Raw genomic sequence first — 18,726 nt, forward strand, 5'->3', positions numbered from 1 at the left:
ACACAAAAATAATAAGGAGGAGATGTATGATGATGAAGTTAAAGAAGGTACAAAAGGAATTACAAGACAATAGGAAAATTGAGACGTAGTTACTAAAGTAGGAGGTTTATATGGAACACACAAAACAAAAGATTAAAATAGTAGAGTATAATGAAAAGCTTGCAGCTGGTGTCGCGGAGATGTGGAATTTAAGTCGTGATGGATGGGGTGGAGATTCCCACGTTACAACTGAGGAAAAAGTCCGTACACAAGAAGCCAACTCTAGTAATCTGAATTTATATTTAGCGATGGACGATGAAACAGTCGTTGGATATTGTGGATTATCAGAATATCGTGAGGATGAAGGTGCACTATATATTCCACTACTGAATGCAAGAACGGATTATCATGGAAGAAAGATTGGGAAGAATCTTGTATTAAAAGCAATTGAGAGAGTAGTAGAGTTAGGCTGGCCACGCTTAGATTTATACACGTGGGCAGGAAATACGAAGGCTGTTCCGCTTTATAAAAAGTGCGGTTTTTTCTGGGAAGATCGTGATGATACGACCCATTTAATGAATTTCATGCCAACTGTTTTAACAACAGAGGCAGTAAATGATTTCTTTGAAAATACAGATTGGTATGCTTTAAGCACAAGAGAAATTGAAGTTACTCCAGATGGACGTAAAGAAAATGACTTCACGTATTACGAGTATAAGTGGGAAAACGATAATCAAAGCTTACGTATGGAATTTGAACGCACTGGTAGAGGCTTACGATTAATCGAAACAGATGATTATTTGATTTCGGCAGAGTTAGAGAACTTTACATTAGTTTGTAATTCCGAATATGAGATTCGTTATTTTGTGAAGAATAAATCTGGTAAACCCCTCCAAATTGAACTAAGCGGTGAGAATCATAAACTTGTAAACTATTCCTATAAAAAAGTTGTAGAAGTTAACGACGAACTAGAACTAAAAGCAACATATAAATTAGGGGAATTCGAAGAGGAACAAAGTAACTGGAGGACACATCCTTCTGTTGTAACGAATTTGTTGATTAATGGAAAGAAAGCAAAATTTTCAATTGGATTGTTACCGAAGTTACCAGCCAAATTGAAAGCTACGTTACCGGGATATCAAAGCTATGTAAATGTTCCGTCAAGCTTTTATATTGATATTGAAAATAACCTTACAAGTAAAGCAACCTTTACAATTCAGATTCCTGAAAGTGAACTTCTTATTTTACAACAACCTACCTTTACAGTTGAATTAGAACCTAAAGGGAAGATATCTGTTCCGGTACTATATGTTCTAAAAGACCACGGCTTTTACTCACCCAATTTAGCAATAACCGTGAGAACAGATAATGGTGAGGAACTTCGCTTTTCAAAGAAAATAGGGATTGGTTTTAAAGGACTAGGTACAGCATTTTCAGGCGAGTGTGATGACTATTGGCACATATATAATGGCCTTTACCATATGTACTTAGATAAACTAGAAAATGACACGATACCAGGTAGATTAACTAAAGGCACGCAAAAGACAATTGGAATGTTCCCAAAGATCGGGAAGCCTTATTCGAGTGAATTCTCAAAGAGAAAGCCAAGTTCAGTGCGTTATGAAGAAAAAAAAGGTCGTATTTCATTAATTGCAACCTATGAATCTACAGATTTTCCGAATCTTGAATTACAGAGTGTAGCAACGTTATACCCTGAAGGATTACTGGAGCAAATGTATTATGTGAAAAATACTAATTCAGTAGAAACCGAAACTCCTATTTGGTTGAATCAATCCATCTATCACGAACTATATAAGCCAGTGTTTGTGATGAACAATAAAGTAATTGAAGTTAATGAACAGGCACATGCAGATTATGGCCTTTGGGACAGTAAGCAGTTAACCGAAAACTGGCTTGTTTCAAGATACTCTCCATATTTACATGGGATATCTTGGCCAACTAATTGTAAAATTAACTTTGAGACTTGGTATTTATATGTAGAGCATGATTTAGGTGTGATCCCTGCAAATTCCATTCGTAAAACGGAACCTGTCTATCATTCATTTGGTGCCTATCAGTCATGGGAAGATTTTAGAGACTTTGCGAATAAAGGGAGAATGGATAAGGAAGTTATCTATGAGGATCTCTCAATGGTTACCAAGCTAAATAAACATGATTCAGTAGATGTTAAATTCTCTGATCTGAAAAGTAGCTATTTCCAAGGTACTGTTGAAATGAATCATAACAATCAAACAATTTATGAAAGCTCTTTTACATTAGAAAATGAAACAAAAGAAATTAATGCAACAGCAATAGTAGACCTTAAACCGTTGGATCATGTAAACGTACATTACGAGATTAATGGAATGGAAGAAACAAAAAATACAATCGTGTTCAATCCTACTAACCATAAAGTAGTTGTAGAGAAAATAAATAAAGATGGGCATGAAGTGCTAGAAGCAACAAATGGTTGCATTACAATTGCAGCTGCAGGTTCATTTTATCCAGCATTGTTTTCACTGCAATTGTTAGATAAGGAATGGTTAGATACTTCCTTTCCAATCTTAAAACCGAGATCATGGTGGAATCCATGGAGTGGAGGTATTCGCTCTGGCATTACAGGGGTAACTCATAAATCGTTTGCAAAAGAAAAAACAGAAGTGACAGAAGCTTCTCTATTCGATCAATATGGAAGAGAGTGGAAAGGTATTAACCTGTCCATTGTTTTTAAAGAAAATGAAGAGGTTAAGGGACTAGCTATTGAGCAATATTATGTCATGTTACCGGGTGTTCCTGTTGTAGCTTATTGTACGAAATTTATACAAGAAACAGGAAAGTACTACCATTATAAAAAGTGGTTCTCAGAATGTGCATTTCTGCCAGGTAAGACAATGGACTCTTCTTGGATCAAAGGTGCTTCACAAGATAAGAAATACTTAGCTGGCCATACGGAATATAAGACGGAATTAGAGAATCATGTATTGATTGGTTCGAAGGATGACCAAAGGATTCTTCAAATCATTACTGACCGTGAGTCCATTGATGTTGAGTCGTATGTCAATAAAGAAATCCTTTCTCTTGCAATTTGGAGAGAATTTCACTTAGCTCAGGGCGAACAATATTTATCATCACCGACATTTTTTGTTGGTCATGAATCTATTTTGTCTGAAAATGAAGTAAAGCAGCTTCAACGATTGACGTTTAAAGAGGGGTACTATGAAAATCATTGATGCACATATTCACTATTCAAAAATCAATAGCTTTAAAGAAACAGCTAATCAAATCTCAAAGGTAGATTATAGTTTTGAGGGAATACAAAAGGAATTTAAAGAAAATAATGTTGTATTAGGTATTGCAATGGGGGTTACCGAAACTAACGGAGAAGGCTTTCCAGATTCAGCCTCTCCTACCCCTATGGGAATAGATTTAACTGAGGATGTTCCTTCAAACATTGTATACTGTGCAGGCATTAATCCTTTCAAGCTAGATGACGCTGCGCTCAAACAGTTAAGAAATGACCTAGAAAAAAAAGAATGTGTTGGGATTAAAATATATTTAGGGTATTATCCATTTTTTGCGTATGATGAGGTGTACGAACCTGTTTACAAGATTGCAAAGGAATTTAATGTTCCAGTTGTGTATCATACAGGTGATACATATTCTGAACGAGGAAGACTTCGTTTTTCACATCCATTATCAATAGATGAAGTAGCAGTCAAACATCGAGACATGACGATCATGATGGCCCACTTCGGAGACCCGTGGGTGTTGGATGGAGCAGAGGTTGTCTACAAAAACAGTAATGTGTTTGCTGACCTATCTGGGCTAGTTGTTGGAGCAGACGGAGATATTAAGAAGCTTCAAGATACAAGATTCTTTGATCATTTACTACATGCGTTAACATTTACGAATAACTACGAAAAATTCTTATTTGGTACAGATTGGCCACTAACACCAATAAAGCCTTATGTAAATTTTATTCAAGATATTATTCCAACTGAGTATCATGAACAAGTATTTTACGAAACTGCCCTGCAAGTCTTTCCAAAGATAAAGCCGTTTCTAAAGTAGATGAAAAGTACGAGGAAATCTCGTGCTTTTTCTTTGGAATTGGAGACCTAAGGCTATATCATGAAACAAGACATAGCATTTGCTATGTCTTCTAAGGAGGAGGAAGCTATAATGATTCTTAGTAAACTGCTAGAAGGATTAGACTTTGAATTGTTATCTGGAAGATTACATACGGATGTTAAACACCTATCATACAATTCACAAGAAGTAAGTGTGGGTTCATTATTCTTATGTATAAAGGGTAAAAAACACGATGGTCATGACTTTGTGCAAGAGGTTATTAATCGGGGTGCTACCGTAGTCGTTGTAGAGAATAATATACAACTTCAAACAGGTAAAACTACTGTTGTAAAAGTATCAAACACTCGAGAAGCAATGGCAATCATGGCTAGTAATTTTTATGAACGTCCGAGCGATTTTTTTAAGTTAGTAGGTATTACGGGTACAAATGGAAAAACTTCTGTAACGAGTATGCTTTCTTCTGTCCTCATGAAACTAAACCAAAAGGTCGGCACAATTGGAACACTTGGTTATTTAGTTAATAATCAAAGGTTAGACATGAAGCAAACTACCCCGACAACTCCAGAATCATTAGATTTACAGGCTGTATTTTCGGAAATGAGAAGAAGAGAAGTACAGTATGTTGTGATGGAAGTATCTTCAATGGCACTAGAGATGAAAAGAGTAAGTAATCTTCGGTTTGATGTTGGGATCTTTACGAATTTAACTCAAGACCATTTAGATGATCATGGTACACTTGAAAACTACAAAATGGCAAAGCTAAAGTTATTCCCACTATCCGAGCGAGCGGTTGTGAATATTGACGATGAAATATCAGGCGAGGTATGTGAACAAGTTTCTGGTGAGTTAATCACTTACTCAATTAACAATAGTTCAATATTAAAAGCTACAGAGTGGAAAAATGATATTTCAGGTTCTTCATTTACCCTTGTTTATGAAGGAAGCAATTACAATGTAAAAACAATAATCCCTGGGCTTTTTTCTGTCTATAATGCATTAGCTGTCATTGGAACTTGTATTCAATTTGGATTTCAAATAGAAAATATTATTAGCGCATTAAGTGAAACACATGCAACACCTGGACGGTTTGAGGTAGTTGAAACACATCAAAATTTCACTGTGATTGTCGATTATGCCCATTCTCCAGATTCATTGGAGAATATCATGAAAACAATTAAATCATTCAGCATTAATCGACTGATTACCGTATTTGGCTGTGGAGGTAACCGAGATCGTACAAAACGTCCGATCATGGGCACAATAGCAAATGAATACTCAGATGTATGTGTCATTACATCCGATAATCCTAGATATGAAGACCCAGGGGTCATTATTCAAGATATACTTAAAGGAATTAAGGATATGAAGAAAGTTCACGTCCACATTGACCGAAAAACTGCAATAAAAAATGCACTGAAACTTGCCCAAGAAGGCGATGTTATATTAATTGCAGGTAAAGGTAACGAAGATTACCAAATTATAGGGGATGAGATAATTCATTTTGATGATCGTGAGGTTGTGAGAACTATTCTAAAAGAAAATATTGTTAATCACCAAGAGCCAAAGTAAGGCTCTTTTTTCTTTTTAACTATTGGCTAGTGTTAAATATCTTTGTTGATTGTAGCGGAAAGTACGAGTGGAAATCTGTAAGGGAAACATTTAATAATAACACAATAATCATTATTTTTGTATTGGGAAAATGGGGGTGAAAATAACTCGATAATTTGGCGAAAATTAGTTAACTTGAACAATAGTAAAAGTTTCAGAATTTTGTTACATTAATAGTTATACCTTATAAATTAATTAATCATTAGTAATGAAATGGTGATATCAGGGAATTCTTTTCATTGAAACTGAAACCTAAAGGAGTGATGAAACAAAGGTTGGGAAAGTGCTACATAAAAAAGTGAATTATTGTATGTTTTTTCATACTATTTTCCCAATATGATTGCAGCAGGAAAAACGAATGAGATTATAGAATTAGTTCATATAGTAAATTAGATTAGTAAAAACGGAGTGATGGATGTGAAAATAGGGGATCGAATTCGATTTTACAGAATACAACAGAACAAAACGCAAGAAGATCTGGCAAATGGGCTCATCTCCGTATCATACCTTTCAAAAATTGAGAACAATCTAAGTCTTCCAAGTCTTGAGGTTGTCGATATGCTCTGTGAGAAACTTGGAATACGATTTATTGATGAGGAAGAGCCAAGTCTTTTAGAGGAATTGAAGGATTGGTATAAGTTGATGGTCCTTCAAGAGAAAGAGGAAGTTGAGTTTAGATATGAGGAATTAAAGGAAAAGACTAATCAGTCAAGGGATTCTACTTCATTGGTCTATTTTATGTTATTTGAGTATAGATACTTTTTACTAAAGAGAGAACTATATGAAGCAGAGAAATTACATAAAAAGATATCAGAAATATCTGACATATTAACAGATGAATTAAATTATTTTAACTATAAGTTTATTGGTCTATATAACTATCTAAGTAATAGTTATCAGTCAGCCTATGAAAATTATAAAAAAGCAGAGAGTATTTTGCTAAGAAGTGTCTTTGATAAATGGGAGGAAGCTGATTTATGTTATTCCCTAGGGCTTACGAGTAGCCAACTTTGGAAGGTTACACTTTGTATTAAGTACACAACCCAAGCATTGGCTATCTATCAAGCACATTACAATTATAAACGAAGTGCTGAATGTCAGATTCTATTAGGAATCTCTTATAGGAGAAGTGATGAGATAGATAAAGCAGAAGAAAGCTATCTCCTTGCTGACAAAATAGCCAATACATTAAAAGATTTTAATCTAAAAGGACATATTCACCATAATCTCGGATACTTATATTCAATGCAATCAAAGTCAGAAGATGCAATTAAGCATTATGAACAAAGTTTTCTATTTAATGAGCAAGCAGAAAGATCAAGTAGATTGCTTAATATTCTCTGCTTAGTTTTTGAATATTACAAAATATGTGATTTTGAAAAAGGGTTAAGTTGGGTTAGGAAAGGTCAAGAGTGGCTAAAAAGTGAAGAAGATTTTAATGAATATTCTCTTCATTTTAGAACGTATGAATATTTAATGACAGAGACCAATGAAGAATTTGAGCATTTCTTGAAAGAACGTGTGATTCCTTTCTTTGAAAAGCAGAATAATAGTAAGTATGTGTCTGATTATTCAGAGGAATTAGCTAGGTATTATGAAAGAAATCATAAATATAAATTAGCAAGTAATTATTACAGGTTAGCAAACAGTACTTTGAAGAAAATCAATAATATTTAAAAAGGAGAGTAATGATAAAATGAAAAGAAAAACTAAATCAATATTTTTAGGAATTGCGTTATTGACTGGATTTACAGTAGTGTCACAATCGAGTTCGGTCTTTGATCTTAAAGCCCATGAATCACACCCAGATCCGCAATCAGTAATAGAAGTAGCACACGAATCACACCCAGATCCGCAATCAGTAATAGAAGTAGCACACGAATCACATCCAGATCCGCAATCAGTAATAGAAGTAGCACACGAATCGCATCCGGATCCACAATCAGTAATAGAAGTAGCGCACGAATCGCATCCAGATCCACAAGTTAAGTTTTTGGTTATTGGTGGTCATGAGTCACATCCAGATCCAAATGCTCCAAAACATTACCTTTAATATCTTCTAATAAATATAGTAAAACTGTCAGGAACTTTCTTGGCAGTTTTTTATTTAATGAATATTTCTCCAAAATTCAGTATAATTTGAAGAAAAGGAGGTTTTGTTATGAAAATTGCATGGGTAACTGATAGTACGGTTAATTTAGACGAGTCTATTGTAAATCATCCTGATATTTATAGTATTCCAATGGTGATTATGTTCAATAATGAAGAGTACCGTGATGGGATTGATTTGTCCGTAGAGGAGTTTTTTGTGAAATTAGAGTCTTCTCCCAAACTCCCAACTTCGTCACAACCGGCGGTAGGTGCTTTTGTTGAACTATATGAATCTCTTACTGATCGTTATGATGTAATTATTTCTGTACATCTCTCTAGTAAATTAAGTGGAACTTACGCTACAAGTGTCCAAGCTGCCAATATGGTTGATTTCCCCATTCATATTATCGATTCTAAACTTCTTTCATTACCAATGGGGAAAATGATTGAGCATGGGATTAATATGCAAAATTCTGGAAGTTCAGTTGAAGAAATTGTTAGCGCTCTCAATTTTATAGCTGACCAGCACGAGACTTATGTTATGATCGGTAGTCTTGAACAGCTACATAAAGGTGGGAGAATGAGTGGCGCACAATTTTTAATTGGGTCTGCCCTCAAAATTAAGCCTATACTTGCGTTAGTAGATGGTGCACTTGAACCAAGAGAAAAAATAAGAACAGAAAAAAAAGCTGAACAACGAATGATTGACTTATTTAATGAAGCGAAGCAAGCAAATCCTGATATTGATGAAGTAAATCTATTATATGGAAGATACCCAGATGTAGCGAATGATTGGAAACAAATATTATCAGAACAATACCCGGATGTTAAGGTACATACTTGTCCACTTGGCCCAGTTATCGGTGTTCATGCTGGTGCGAAGACATTTGGGATAAGCTGGTTAAGACAGAAAAAATAGTTACTTTACCAGGATATATTGAACTTCATATGGAGAAATTGCATATGAATGTGAAAGTGAATAGCCTATACTTAGTAATTGCGCAATTGTCTCTGTGCAATTTTGATTTGGTGGCTCGGTTGGAGCATGTAAGCTCGTATGGATCCCAATAAACGTATTCGTTTGTGGGTTACATCTCACAATCACGACATGTCTGCCAAACCATGCAGTTCCAATCTCTCTAGAATACCAATTATTTTTCATTATTATCACTCCTAATAAATCATAAATGCCTAGTACTACATATCATATGTCATGCTAGGCATTTTGGTATTTGTCCGTAAATATTCAACTTTACTGTTAAACCGTGTTAAAATGGTTGTGGATGAAAAAGGAGATATACATGAACAGAGTAATAGAACAAACAAAACAATTTGTAAAAAATGAACTGCAAAATGAAGCAACTGGTCATGATTGGTGGCATATCGTTCGTGTACATAATATGGCAAGAGCAATTGCAGAGACTGAACAAGCAAATGGATTTATCGTTGAGATGGCAGCTCTGTTACATGACATTGCGGATGAAAAGTTAAATCCAACCGAAGAAATTGGGTTGCAAAGGGTTCGTGATTGGTTAGATCAATATGAAATATTAGAGAGTGATAGGCATCATATTCTTACTATCATTAAAAACATGTCATTCAAGGGTGGAAATAAGGAACCATTAACATCGATTGAAGGAATGATTGTTCAGGATGCGGACAGATTGGATGCAATTGGAGCGATTGGAATAGCCAGAACGTTTGCGTATGGTGGAGCAAAGGGAGATGTTATGCATGACCCTGATTTAGCAGTACGTGAAAAGATGTCAAAAGAGGAATATCGCACAGGAAAATCAACACCAATTAATCACTTTTATGAAAAGCTCTTAAAACTAAAAGATCTCATGAACACAGACACTGGGAAACAGCTTGCGGAAGAAAGACATCAATTTATGGTACAGTACTTACAACAGTTTATGAAGGAATGGAATGGACAAGTATGAAAATGATGACGATTGAACATTTAACAAAGACCTATGTAGAAAAACAGTTGTTTAAGGATATTTCCTTTAGCATAACTGAGAAAGAACGAATTGGAGTTATCGGAATAAACGGTACCGGAAAATCCACTCTTTTAAAAATTATTGCAGGACTTGAAGTACAAGATGAGGGAGAAATTGTTACATCAAAAGACTATAAAATTAGCTTCTTATCTCAACATCCTGAACTACAGGAAAATCTCACGGTTATTCAGCAATTATTTTATAAAGATACACCTGTTAATCAAGTACTAAGAGAATATGAAACCATCCTTGCTTCTATGGAAAAGGATCCAACAGATGAAGCATTATTAACAAAATTATACGATGTCCAACATAAAATGGATACACTTGATGCGTGGGATGCCAGCTCTAATGCAAAGGCAATTTTAAATCGACTTGGAATAACTGACATTCATCAGACAATTCATGAACTATCTGGAGGACAAAAGAAACGTGTAGCACTTGCGCAAAACTTAATTGAAACTCCAGATCTCTTGATATTAGATGAGCCTACAAACCATTTGGATTCAGATTCTATTGAGTGGTTAGAGGATTGGTTAACTAAATATAAAGGGTCACTATTATTTGTTACTCATGATCGTTATTTTCTTGATCGTGTTGCAAATCGAATCGTGGAATTAGATCAAGGGAAATTGTATAGCTATAACGGGAATTATACTAATTTTATTGAAGCGAAATCCTTAAGAATGGAAGATGAACAAAAAGTATGGCATAAGCATCGCCAGCTATATAAACAAGAGTTAGAGTGGATGAGAAAGGGAGCTAAAGCCAGAACAACGAAGCAACGAGCAAGAATACAACGATTTGAAGAATTAGAAGAAATTGATGGACCGGGTCAAATAGGAAAAGTAGATATTAGTTTAAGTACAAACCGGTTAGGGAAAAAAGTGATTGAGTTAATGGATGTGTCAAAATCATTTGATCATAAGAAGCTAATTGATCAATTTAGTTTTTTAATTAAACCAAAGGATCGTATCGGTATTGTAGGAAGAAATGGCACAGGTAAGTCTACCCTATTAAATATGATTGCAGGTAGCTACACTCCTGATGAAGGAAGGATAGATTACGGAACTACTGTAAAAATCGGGTACTACACACAAGAAAATGAAGAGATGGATTTGAACCAAAGGATGATTGATTACGTGAAAGAATCAGCATCTGTTATTCATACTAGTGATGGGATGACGATTTCAGCTTCCCAAATGCTAGAACGATTCCTATTTCCATCACAGACCCATGGCACACCACTAGGTAAGCTTTCCGGTGGTGAGCGTCGAAGATTATACTTATTAAAGATATTAATGGATGAACCGAATGTTCTATTATTAGACGAACCAACCAATGACCTTGACACAGAAACATTAACAGTGTTGGAAGATTATCTAGGTGGTTTCCCCGGTGTTGTCATTACCGTTTCCCATGATCGTTATTTCCTAGATAAAATTGTTGAACAATTATTAATTGTTGAAGGTGAAGGTAGAGTTTCAACTTATTTTGGAATCTATACTGATTATCTCGACCATAAGAAATTCGAGGATAAAGCTAAGGAAGAACAGTTAAGACAAGATGTTCCAAAGGTTCAACCCCAGGTAGAAAAAGTAAAAAAGAAGAAACTTTCATATCAGGAACAAAAAGATTGGGATACAATCGAGGATATAATTATGGAACTAGAAGAAAAGATAGCTCTCATTACGAAGAATATTGAGCATGCTGGATCAGATTATGCGAAGATAGCAGACTTAATGAAGGAGCAAACAGCAGTAAAACAACAATTGGATGAAGCACTTGACCGTTGGACGTACTTATCTGAATTAGTAGAAGAAATTAGTCAACAATAATAGGCTTAGGGACTTCTAGTACAACTAGAGGTCTCTTTTATAGATGGTCTCTTCGTAAGGTTGTTTTTACTATAGCTGTTTGTTATATACAATTTCTTCTAGCAAGCAGTTTGGATCTCAAACATGTAAATTGACTCCGTAGCTAAAAATGCAGTTGTTTCACATGACAGACTTCAGGATCCTCATAACTAATGTAGGATGAACAATATATGTAAAATAACTATCAAGAAGGGAGGTAAAGAATATGGACTTTATTTGTGGTGTAATCCTTTCTGGGGGAGAATCGAGGAGATTCGGCAAACCAAAGGCTTTTGAGTTATATAAAGGAATACCGTTTTGGGAATATTCCTTGCAGGCTCTAAAAAATGTAACGCATCAGCAAATTGTAGTAAGTCATGTAAACCTAATTAGAAAATTTGAAGAATCGATAGATGATTCAACACAACTGGTAGTAGATGAAGAATGGGTTAGGGGAAAGGGACCAATGGCGGGTCTATATTCTGCGATGAAACACGTTAAAGCTGAATGGTATGTGTTACTATCGTGTGACATCCCTAAAATAAATGAAACAACTATCTCCCATTTATTATCTTTACGAAAACAAGGGGACGAAGCGATCATTCCGGTTATAAATGATCGAGTTCAACCACTGATTGCTTTATACCATAAGTCAGTATTCACGAAGTTAGAAAATCAACTCCTTGAACATAACTTGAAAATGATGTCTTTATTAGAGAAAATAAATGTCCGATATGTATCGGCGGAATTAAATAGCGAAATGGAGTCATTTCAAAACATTAATGATGGGAATGACTTGAATAATCTTTATAAAAAGTGAAAAGAAGTAGCAATTAAAATAGCTACTTCTTTTTATAAGACTTTTTCCCCATTTATGTAGTTTGTCGAATTAGTCTTTAAACACATAATTAGTAAGATTACTCAGGGGCATCTATTTGTCAAAGCACTGAATATCACATACAATTGAAGATTTAAATGTAATTAGATTAAGGAATTAGCATAATGTATACGAAAAGAGTTTTTATTAATGATTTAATTATATTGAACAATTCGTTTTGAACCAAGGTAACGTTCTTGCCAATAAGATGTGTTCATGGAACTGACAGTAACCCCTTTTGAACCAGAATGAATAAATTTTCCGTCACCCAAGTAGATTCCAGCGTGAGATGGACCACGTTTATATGTTTGGAAAAATACGAGATCACCAATACTCGGCTTTGATACATTAACTCCAAAGTTCCAAATATCACTTACAGTTCTAGGGATCGTATATCCTTTCTGGGAATAAACATATTGTAGGAAACCGCTGCAATCAAATCCACTTGGAGAAGTGCCACCCCACTTATATGGAATTCCGATTAAGCTTGTTGCATGTTTTATAATGGATGTATCAACAGAAAAGTTAGTTTGCTTCTTCACACTACGAACGGTAATGGTTTTTCCTCTTACATTTTGGTTCGTAAATAGATGTTTTAGTGTGGTTGAATCAGCAACTCCATCTGCCTTTAAGCCATATCTATTTTGATAATCCAGAACTGCTCCTTTTGTAAGTGGACCAAATTTTCCATCAATAGTAGTTGAAAAGTAACCTAATCGACTTAGCTTTTCTTGCAGCTGGCGTACCTGTTCGCCCTTATCACCATTTAACAATTTCGTAGACGTAAATTGTTGATACGTTTTTGTGTCAATTGATGAAAACAGTTTATTCAATGTGGATGGTCCAGCAATCCCATCTACTTTTAAGTGATGAACAAACTGAAACTCTTTGATTGCTTGTTGAGTATTCCTTCCATACACACCATCTAGCTTTGAGGAATAAAAATCAAGAGCCATTAATTCAATTTGAATAGCTTTGACTGAAAGGCCCTTATGCCCGTAGCGTAATGTTTGTTCAGTGTCAAATTTCTCATCTTTCGTAATTAATGGATCGGTTGTTGCTCCTGCTTCTGCAGCCTTCGCATTATCGGGAGATAGTAGCATGAATCCTGCTGCCATTGTTGATAATACAATTGCTTCTCCAACTCCATTCCTTTTCTTCATGTAGATACCTCCTAGGTGTAGTTTCTATGGTGTCTCTTTGCTTTTTTCGTATGAGAGATTTCATATGCCCACTCTGTTAAAGCTCTTTTTATGTATAGCAAAAAGTTATGAGTTTATTCGGTTTATATAACAACCAAAAGTGAAATTACGAAAAAGCTTTAGTAAAGTCTAGCTATCTTTACGATATTTTCGTCAAAAAAATAATATGACAGAATTTTTCCTCTTTTTCATTTGAATGAAGAAATAACGCAAAAATACCTAGAATTAGATTTCACTCATTTTTTTGTGGTACTATTTTTATAGTAAGCTGTGAGGGGGATACAAAGAATGAATATAAAAACGATTGAACCAACACCTAGTCCAAATACGATGAAAGTATTATTAGATCAAGAATTAAAAAGTAACGAGCGTAATAATTATACAAAGGATACTATTGACCAAGCGCCAAAGCTTATTAAACACATATTAGAAATTCCTGGTGTGAAGGGTGTTTATCATGTTGCTGACTTTTTAGCATTAGAGCGAAACGCAAGGTATGATTGGAAGGATATTTTATTAAAGGTTCGTGAAGTATTTGGTGAGGAAAACTCATCAACAAGTTCAGATAATAGTACATTAACTGATACGTTTGGTGAAGTAAAGGTGTTCGTCCAATTCTTCAAAGGCATTCCAATGCAATTGAAAATTACGGACGGACAAGCTGAAAAGCGTGTTGGCTTACATGAAAGATTTATGAAAGCTGCAATGTCCACTGAGACGGCTTCTTCAAATCTCGTAATGGAGAGACAGTGGAAAGAACAAGGTGTCCGATATGGTACTCTAGAGGAAATTGGACAGGAAGTTGCTGATGAAATATCAGCTGCTTATCCAGACGATCGTCTAGACAGACTAGTATCCCAAGCTCTTTCTAAAATAGAACAAGCAACTTCGCGTCAAAGTTATAAAGTCACAGTAGACATGTTAGATGATGCAGATTGGACAAAGCGTTATGCACATTTAGAGCAAATGAATCCAACTGAGGATGATATACCTGTTCTTGAAAAGGCACTACACGATGAAAAGCCTTCTATTCGAAGATTAGCAACCGTATATTTAGGGATGATCGAAAGTGAAGATGTGTTGTCACATTTATTTAAGGCGCTACAAGATCCTTCTGTGACAGTTAGGCGTACAGCAGGAGATTGCTTATCTGATATAGGGAATGAAAAAGCAATTGCGCCTATGATTAAAGCATTAAAGGATAAAAACAAATTAGTTCGATGGCGTGCGGCCATGTTCCTATACGAGGTTGGTGATGAATCAGCGTTGTTAGCATTAAGGGAAGCGGAAAATGATCCGGAATTTGAAGTAAGTATGCAAATTAAGCTAGCGATTGAACGAATTGCAGGTGGAGAAGAGGCTAAAGGCTCTGTTTGGAAGCAAATGACAGAAAGTAGAAAATCAGAGTAAGTAGTTGCCACTAGTTCAACCTATATAGTATCATTTTACCTAGAGGTAGAGAATGGAGTGAATATCTTATGTCAATGGCATATGAAGAATATATGAAACAAGTTGTAAAACCGATGAGAGATGAATTAGTCCACGCAGGTTTTCAAGAGTTAACAACACCTGAAGACGTTGATAACTTCCTTAGCCATGTAACAGGTACAACTCTTGTTGTGGTAAACTCTGTATGTGGATGTGCGGCAGGCTTAGCTAGACCAGCGGCAACTCAGGCAGTTTTGCGTTCAGAAAAGAAGCCCAATCACTTAGTCACTGTTTTTGCTGGTCAAGATAAAGAAGCGACTGCACAAATGAGAGGTTATTTTGATGGGTATGAACCATCTTCACCTTCTATGGCATTATTAAAGGGAAAGGAAGTTGTACACTTCATTCCAAGACATGAAATCGAAAGTCATGCAATGGAAGATATTATGAACAATCTTTTACATGCTTTTGAACAACACTGTGAATAAGAAATTCAAGGGTGCCGCTTAGGCACTCTTTTTAATGGGTGATAAATATGATTGTAACAACCTCATCAAGAGCAAATGCTGTCATTTTGCAAAAAGCTAGGGAAATTGCAAGTGAAGTGGGTGGGCAATTTCAAATAAGAGGAAGAGATTCAATTAAAGATATACAAACTGAATTTAATAGTGAAGTTTTAGTTGTTGGAAAGACACGTACTGAATTATTTCTTCCTGGAAATGAAGAACCTATTTTCTTTCATCCGAATTCTGCGATGTTTCGTATTAAAAGGTTGATTTCGGGGGGACATGATCCTTTAGTAAACGCATGTGGATTAACAGAGGGAATGACGTTTCTTGATTGCTCTCTTGGACTAGCTTCTGATGCAATTGTGGCAAGCTATGCAATCGGTTCGAGTGGAGTAATAAAAGGTATTGAAGGAAATAAAACGACAGCTTATTTAGTTCGAGCTGGTTTGAAAACATGGGATTCAGGAATTACTAAGATGAACACAGCAATGAGAAAGATTGACGTAATATGGGAAAACTCAAATGAATATTTGAAAACGTCTGGAGATCATTCAGTAGATGTAATTTATTTTGACCCAATGTTCGAGGAAACGATTGAATCAAGTGGAATCAAAGGAATTAAACACCTTGCGCTATATGATGATGTAACGTTAGAAATGATTCAAGAAGCGAAGCGTGTCGCAAAAAAGAGGATCGTTTTAAAGGATCATTGGAAAAGCTCTCGTTTTCAACATTTAGGTTTTACTCCGATTGTTCGGAAATCATCAAATTTCCATTATGGGGTTTTAGATTTAGGATAATCCAATTGGGAATTGGGGACGTTAACTCTATGGAGGTGATTTCTTTGCCAAAGCATAGAGCAGATAAGTCAAAAGGTGCATTAAATTCACCAAATGTAGAGGGGCAAGGTACAACGACAACGGAAACCGGCTCGGTTGAACGAGATTCATCAAGAAAGAAGACGAAGCAAAACTAATAGTCCCGTGGGTATATCCTACGGGTTTTTTAGTACAAAAAAATAGACCCGTTTAAATGGGTCCATGATGATCAATCGTGATCGGTTAATGCACTGAAAATAAAGAAAGCCAATGTAAGAAGGCTAGTAACAGTTAAAATAAGCTGAATATTCATATGTACCTCCAAAATTATTATATAGTCATATTATTTTACCACGTTTTTTATTTTTAATGAAATGTGTTATTTTTTCGAATAATTCAGTAGATTAGTAGGCTTTGGGACCAAGATGTTGTATAATGAACATAATTACCGTAAAACAGGGGTGAGAAGAGTGCCAACGTGGATTAGAAAAACCCTTGTGGTTATGTTTACAATTCTTACATTTGGTCTTGTAACACCACCACAGATTATTATTACTGAAGCAAAGTCAAACAATCCTGCTAAAGTAAATGGTATAGAAGAAAATCAAGCAAATCATGAACTTGAAACCTTTACAGATGATTACATATCGACTGAAACTTACGATAAAGAACACTTTACTTTATATGCTATACAAAAAGCGGAAGAGCAATCAGTTAAAAAATTTGGTCCTATCATTGAAGAAACCATTGGAGATGAATTCCGTGAAGTGATTCTTCCTAAAATGGAAGAGGTCATCATGACTCTGTCTGATGAATTAGAGAAAAATCAACTTCAACATCTAGTGATTTCTAATAAACCAACTGGTGGAGTTAGTGAAAAAATCTTTCATATTTATGATAGCAGAAGCGGCAAAGACATCATTCGCTTTCATGTAAGAAGAGATCATCCGCCTTTAGAAGGATATTATTTTAATTTTCATTACCACACGTATCAAGATCAATTTCAGAGCCATTATGAACTTGGTAGTATTTATTGGTCAAAAGATACACCACCTAACTGGCACGCATCATAGGCAGACGATATGTCTGCCTTTATTATTGTTTAGGAGATTATTAAGTAAATCACTTGTGTATAACTGTGTGTTGGTCGTTAGAATCCAGATCCAGCGCACAGCCCGCCTGGGGTCAAATAACCCGAAGAGAAGAAAAGGGATAGTAGCACCCTTTTATTTTCTTCGGGTTATTTGCTGTGCCTGAGGCTAAACGGTGCGCTTCTTAGCCTTTTGTTCTTTTCCATCTATTACTAGTAACCTATGAAACTCTCATATGATATAATTTTATTATCTGAAAATTCCCATTTAAATTTAGAAGGGAACGACATCTATGAGAAAAACATTTTCCATCCTACTCCTCACGATGATTCTATTTATTCCAGTTATGGTATTTAAAGGTACTGAGGCAAGCCAAGGCGGTGCTTTACTTCGTGAAAACAAAAAAATGATGATGCAGTTATCTTCTACGTCTACTATCGATTACCTTAAGGATATTGTCGTTGTTCCAGATGATTCATTTGAGGAAGAAGAAGTATTGCATATGATTAATCGAATTTCAAAAATCCATCCCTCCATTTTAGAAAAAGTTGTATCCCATAATGTAAGATTGAAACTATTTACAGGTACACTTACAGATCAACCTGGTTTTACCCATTTAAAAGGTGTTAAGCCAAGAGGGTATGTTCGTAATACGTGGGATGATGTACCTGGTGCTGGTGGTTCAAGTTTAGTTCTAGCAAAGATTGGACATAGTCACAAAGGAAAAGGGCATGGTTCCGTTAACCTTGAATTACACGAATTAGCTCACTCAATAGACAAATTAGTTTTCAACTCAATTCGTGATGACGCTACTTTTATTAAAATTTGGAAGGAAGAGGCACCACTTCTATTTCCAGCTCAACCATATTTTATTAATCACAGTGAAGAATATTTTGCTGAAAGCTTTGCAATGTACAATTTAAGCTTTTTTACTTCATCAGACCTATTCATTCGTGCACCAAAAACCTATGAATATATAAAGAACTTAGAATCACAACCAAATCAAGGCATTGAGCTAGCTGTTTCATTTAGATAATTCTTTTAAAGCTTCTAACTAAGGAGCTTTTTTTGTTTGGCTCTTTTCGTAAAGATTGTTGCTATTTGGATAGCTCTGTTAAGACATTGAGTTGATTGAAGCGGAAGGCACTCGACTCCTGCGGGAGATAGAGGGA

At 35.4% G+C, this 18,726-nt stretch carries 17 protein-coding genes; 15 read left to right on the forward strand and 2 right to left on the reverse strand.

What is annotated here, in order from left to right; translation table 11 throughout:
* The first annotated feature begins 110 nt into the window (after positions 1-110).
* The 6 genes from JR050_RS16865 (at position 111) to JR050_RS16890 (ending at position 8,689) form a co-directional block, all read left to right on the forward strand.
* On the forward strand, positions 111-3,209 hold the full coding sequence (locus JR050_RS16865) for a GNAT family N-acetyltransferase (RefSeq protein ID WP_204204795.1): 3,099 nt from the start codon (positions 111-113) through the stop codon (positions 3,207-3,209).
* Positions 3,196-4,050: an amidohydrolase family protein gene (locus tag JR050_RS16870; RefSeq protein ID WP_204204796.1), complete on the forward strand. Its 855-nt coding sequence runs from the start codon at positions 3,196-3,198 to the stop codon at positions 4,048-4,050. The genes JR050_RS16865 and JR050_RS16870 overlap by 14 nt, the downstream gene beginning before the upstream one ends.
* 111 nt (positions 4,051-4,161) lie before the next feature.
* Positions 4,162-5,640: a UDP-N-acetylmuramoyl-L-alanyl-D-glutamate--2,6-diaminopimelate ligase gene (locus tag JR050_RS16875; protein WP_204204797.1), complete on the forward strand. Its 1,479-nt coding sequence runs from the start codon at positions 4,162-4,164 to the stop codon at positions 5,638-5,640.
* Between the two features lie 456 nt (positions 5,641-6,096).
* Positions 6,097-7,356: a helix-turn-helix domain-containing protein gene (locus JR050_RS16880; RefSeq protein WP_204204798.1), complete on the forward strand. Its 1,260-nt coding sequence runs from the start codon at positions 6,097-6,099 to the stop codon at positions 7,354-7,356.
* A gap of 19 nt (positions 7,357-7,375) precedes the next feature.
* Positions 7,376-7,732: a hypothetical protein gene (locus tag JR050_RS16885; RefSeq protein WP_204204799.1), complete on the forward strand. Its 357-nt coding sequence runs from the start codon at positions 7,376-7,378 to the stop codon at positions 7,730-7,732.
* A gap of 108 nt (positions 7,733-7,840) precedes the next feature.
* The gene (locus JR050_RS16890) at positions 7,841-8,689 is read left to right on the forward strand and encodes a DegV family protein (RefSeq protein WP_204204800.1); all 849 of its coding nucleotides are present in this window, start codon (positions 7,841-7,843) and stop codon (positions 8,687-8,689) included.
* On the opposite strand, the gene JR050_RS16895 is transcribed toward JR050_RS16890, so the two are convergent.
* Positions 8,690-8,932, reverse strand: coding sequence for a hypothetical protein (locus JR050_RS16895; protein ID WP_204204801.1), 243 nt, complete (start codon positions 8,930-8,932; stop codon positions 8,690-8,692).
* 121 nt (positions 8,933-9,053) lie between these two features.
* Between JR050_RS16895 and JR050_RS16900 the strand changes: the two genes are divergently transcribed.
* From JR050_RS16900 to JR050_RS16910, 3 genes are all read left to right on the forward strand, one after another.
* The gene (locus JR050_RS16900) at positions 9,054-9,713 is read left to right on the forward strand and encodes an HD domain-containing protein (RefSeq protein WP_204204802.1); all 660 of its coding nucleotides are present in this window, start codon (positions 9,054-9,056) and stop codon (positions 9,711-9,713) included.
* Complete coding sequence (locus tag JR050_RS16905) at positions 9,710-11,611, forward strand: ABC-F family ATP-binding cassette domain-containing protein (protein ID WP_204204803.1); 1,902 nt, start codon at positions 9,710-9,712, stop codon at positions 11,609-11,611. The genes JR050_RS16900 and JR050_RS16905 overlap by 4 nt, the downstream gene beginning before the upstream one ends.
* Before the next feature lie 244 nt (positions 11,612-11,855).
* A complete protein-coding gene (locus tag JR050_RS16910; protein ID WP_204204804.1) occupies positions 11,856-12,449 on the forward strand; it encodes a molybdenum cofactor guanylyltransferase in 594 nt (197 codons plus the stop codon).
* Between the two features lie 212 nt (positions 12,450-12,661).
* On the opposite strand, the gene JR050_RS16915 is transcribed toward JR050_RS16910, so the two are convergent.
* On the reverse strand, positions 12,662-13,669 hold the full coding sequence (locus JR050_RS16915) for a C40 family peptidase (RefSeq protein WP_204204805.1): 1,008 nt from the start codon (positions 13,667-13,669) through the stop codon (positions 12,662-12,664).
* A gap of 327 nt (positions 13,670-13,996) precedes the next feature.
* On the opposite strand from JR050_RS16915, the gene JR050_RS16920 reads away from it, so the two are divergent.
* From JR050_RS16920 to JR050_RS16945, 6 genes are all read left to right on the forward strand, one after another.
* The gene (locus tag JR050_RS16920; RefSeq protein ID WP_204204806.1) at positions 13,997-15,118 is read left to right on the forward strand and encodes a conserved virulence factor C family protein; all 1,122 of its coding nucleotides are present in this window, start codon (positions 13,997-13,999) and stop codon (positions 15,116-15,118) included.
* Between the two features lie 68 nt (positions 15,119-15,186).
* Positions 15,187-15,624: a BrxA/BrxB family bacilliredoxin gene (locus JR050_RS16925; protein ID WP_204204807.1), complete on the forward strand. Its 438-nt coding sequence runs from the start codon at positions 15,187-15,189 to the stop codon at positions 15,622-15,624.
* Between the two features lie 47 nt (positions 15,625-15,671).
* Positions 15,672-16,445 (forward strand): class I SAM-dependent methyltransferase, encoded by a 774-nt coding sequence (locus JR050_RS16930; RefSeq protein WP_204204808.1) that lies wholly within the window; start codon positions 15,672-15,674, stop codon positions 16,443-16,445.
* A gap of 44 nt (positions 16,446-16,489) precedes the next feature.
* Positions 16,490-16,621: a YuzL family protein gene (locus JR050_RS16935; protein ID WP_149217699.1), complete on the forward strand. Its 132-nt coding sequence runs from the start codon at positions 16,490-16,492 to the stop codon at positions 16,619-16,621.
* A gap of 312 nt (positions 16,622-16,933) precedes the next feature.
* Entirely contained in the window at positions 16,934-17,536 is a 603-nt protein-coding gene (locus tag JR050_RS16940) for a YpjP family protein (RefSeq protein ID WP_204204809.1), read from the forward strand.
* A gap of 310 nt (positions 17,537-17,846) precedes the next feature.
* Positions 17,847-18,590: an anthrax toxin lethal factor-related metalloendopeptidase gene (locus tag JR050_RS16945; protein ID WP_204204810.1), complete on the forward strand. Its 744-nt coding sequence runs from the start codon at positions 17,847-17,849 to the stop codon at positions 18,588-18,590.
* Positions 18,591-18,726: the final 136 nt, after the last annotated feature.

The organism is Bacillus suaedaesalsae (assembly GCF_016890225.1).
Lineage (GTDB): Bacteria > Bacillota > Bacilli > Bacillales > SA4 > Bacillus_BS > Bacillus_BS suaedaesalsae.

Excerpts from the sequence above, each read along its gene's own strand:
- JR050_RS16920 (WP_204204806.1), top strand. The coding sequence starts at position 13,997 with ATGAATATAAAAACGATTGAACCAACACCTAGTCCAAATACGATGAAA.
- JR050_RS16890 (WP_204204800.1), top strand. The coding sequence starts at position 7,841 with ATGAAAATTGCATGGGTAACTGATAGTACGGTTAATTTAGACGAGTCT.
- JR050_RS16875 (WP_204204797.1), top strand. The coding sequence starts at position 4,162 with ATGATTCTTAGTAAACTGCTAGAAGGATTAGACTTTGAATTGTTATCT.
- JR050_RS16905 (WP_204204803.1), top strand. The coding sequence starts at position 9,710 with ATGAAAATGATGACGATTGAACATTTAACAAAGACCTATGTAGAAAAA.
- JR050_RS16915 (WP_204204805.1), bottom strand. The coding sequence starts at position 13,669 with ATGAAGAAAAGGAATGGAGTTGGAGAAGCAATTGTATTATCAACAATG.
- JR050_RS16885 (WP_204204799.1), top strand. The coding sequence starts at position 7,376 with ATGAAAAGAAAAACTAAATCAATATTTTTAGGAATTGCGTTATTGACT.
- JR050_RS16910 (WP_204204804.1), top strand. The coding sequence starts at position 11,856 with ATGGACTTTATTTGTGGTGTAATCCTTTCTGGGGGAGAATCGAGGAGA.
- JR050_RS16900 (WP_204204802.1), top strand. The coding sequence starts at position 9,054 with ATGAAAAAGGAGATATACATGAACAGAGTAATAGAACAAACAAAACAA.
- JR050_RS16925 (WP_204204807.1), top strand. The coding sequence starts at position 15,187 with ATGTCAATGGCATATGAAGAATATATGAAACAAGTTGTAAAACCGATG.
- JR050_RS16865 (WP_204204795.1), top strand. The coding sequence starts at position 111 with ATGGAACACACAAAACAAAAGATTAAAATAGTAGAGTATAATGAAAAG.
- JR050_RS16930 (WP_204204808.1), top strand. The coding sequence starts at position 15,672 with ATGATTGTAACAACCTCATCAAGAGCAAATGCTGTCATTTTGCAAAAA.
- JR050_RS16945 (WP_204204810.1), top strand. The coding sequence starts at position 17,847 with ATGAGAAAAACATTTTCCATCCTACTCCTCACGATGATTCTATTTATT.
- JR050_RS16870 (WP_204204796.1), top strand. The coding sequence starts at position 3,196 with ATGAAAATCATTGATGCACATATTCACTATTCAAAAATCAATAGCTTT.
- JR050_RS16895 (WP_204204801.1), bottom strand. The coding sequence starts at position 8,932 with ATGAAAAATAATTGGTATTCTAGAGAGATTGGAACTGCATGGTTTGGC.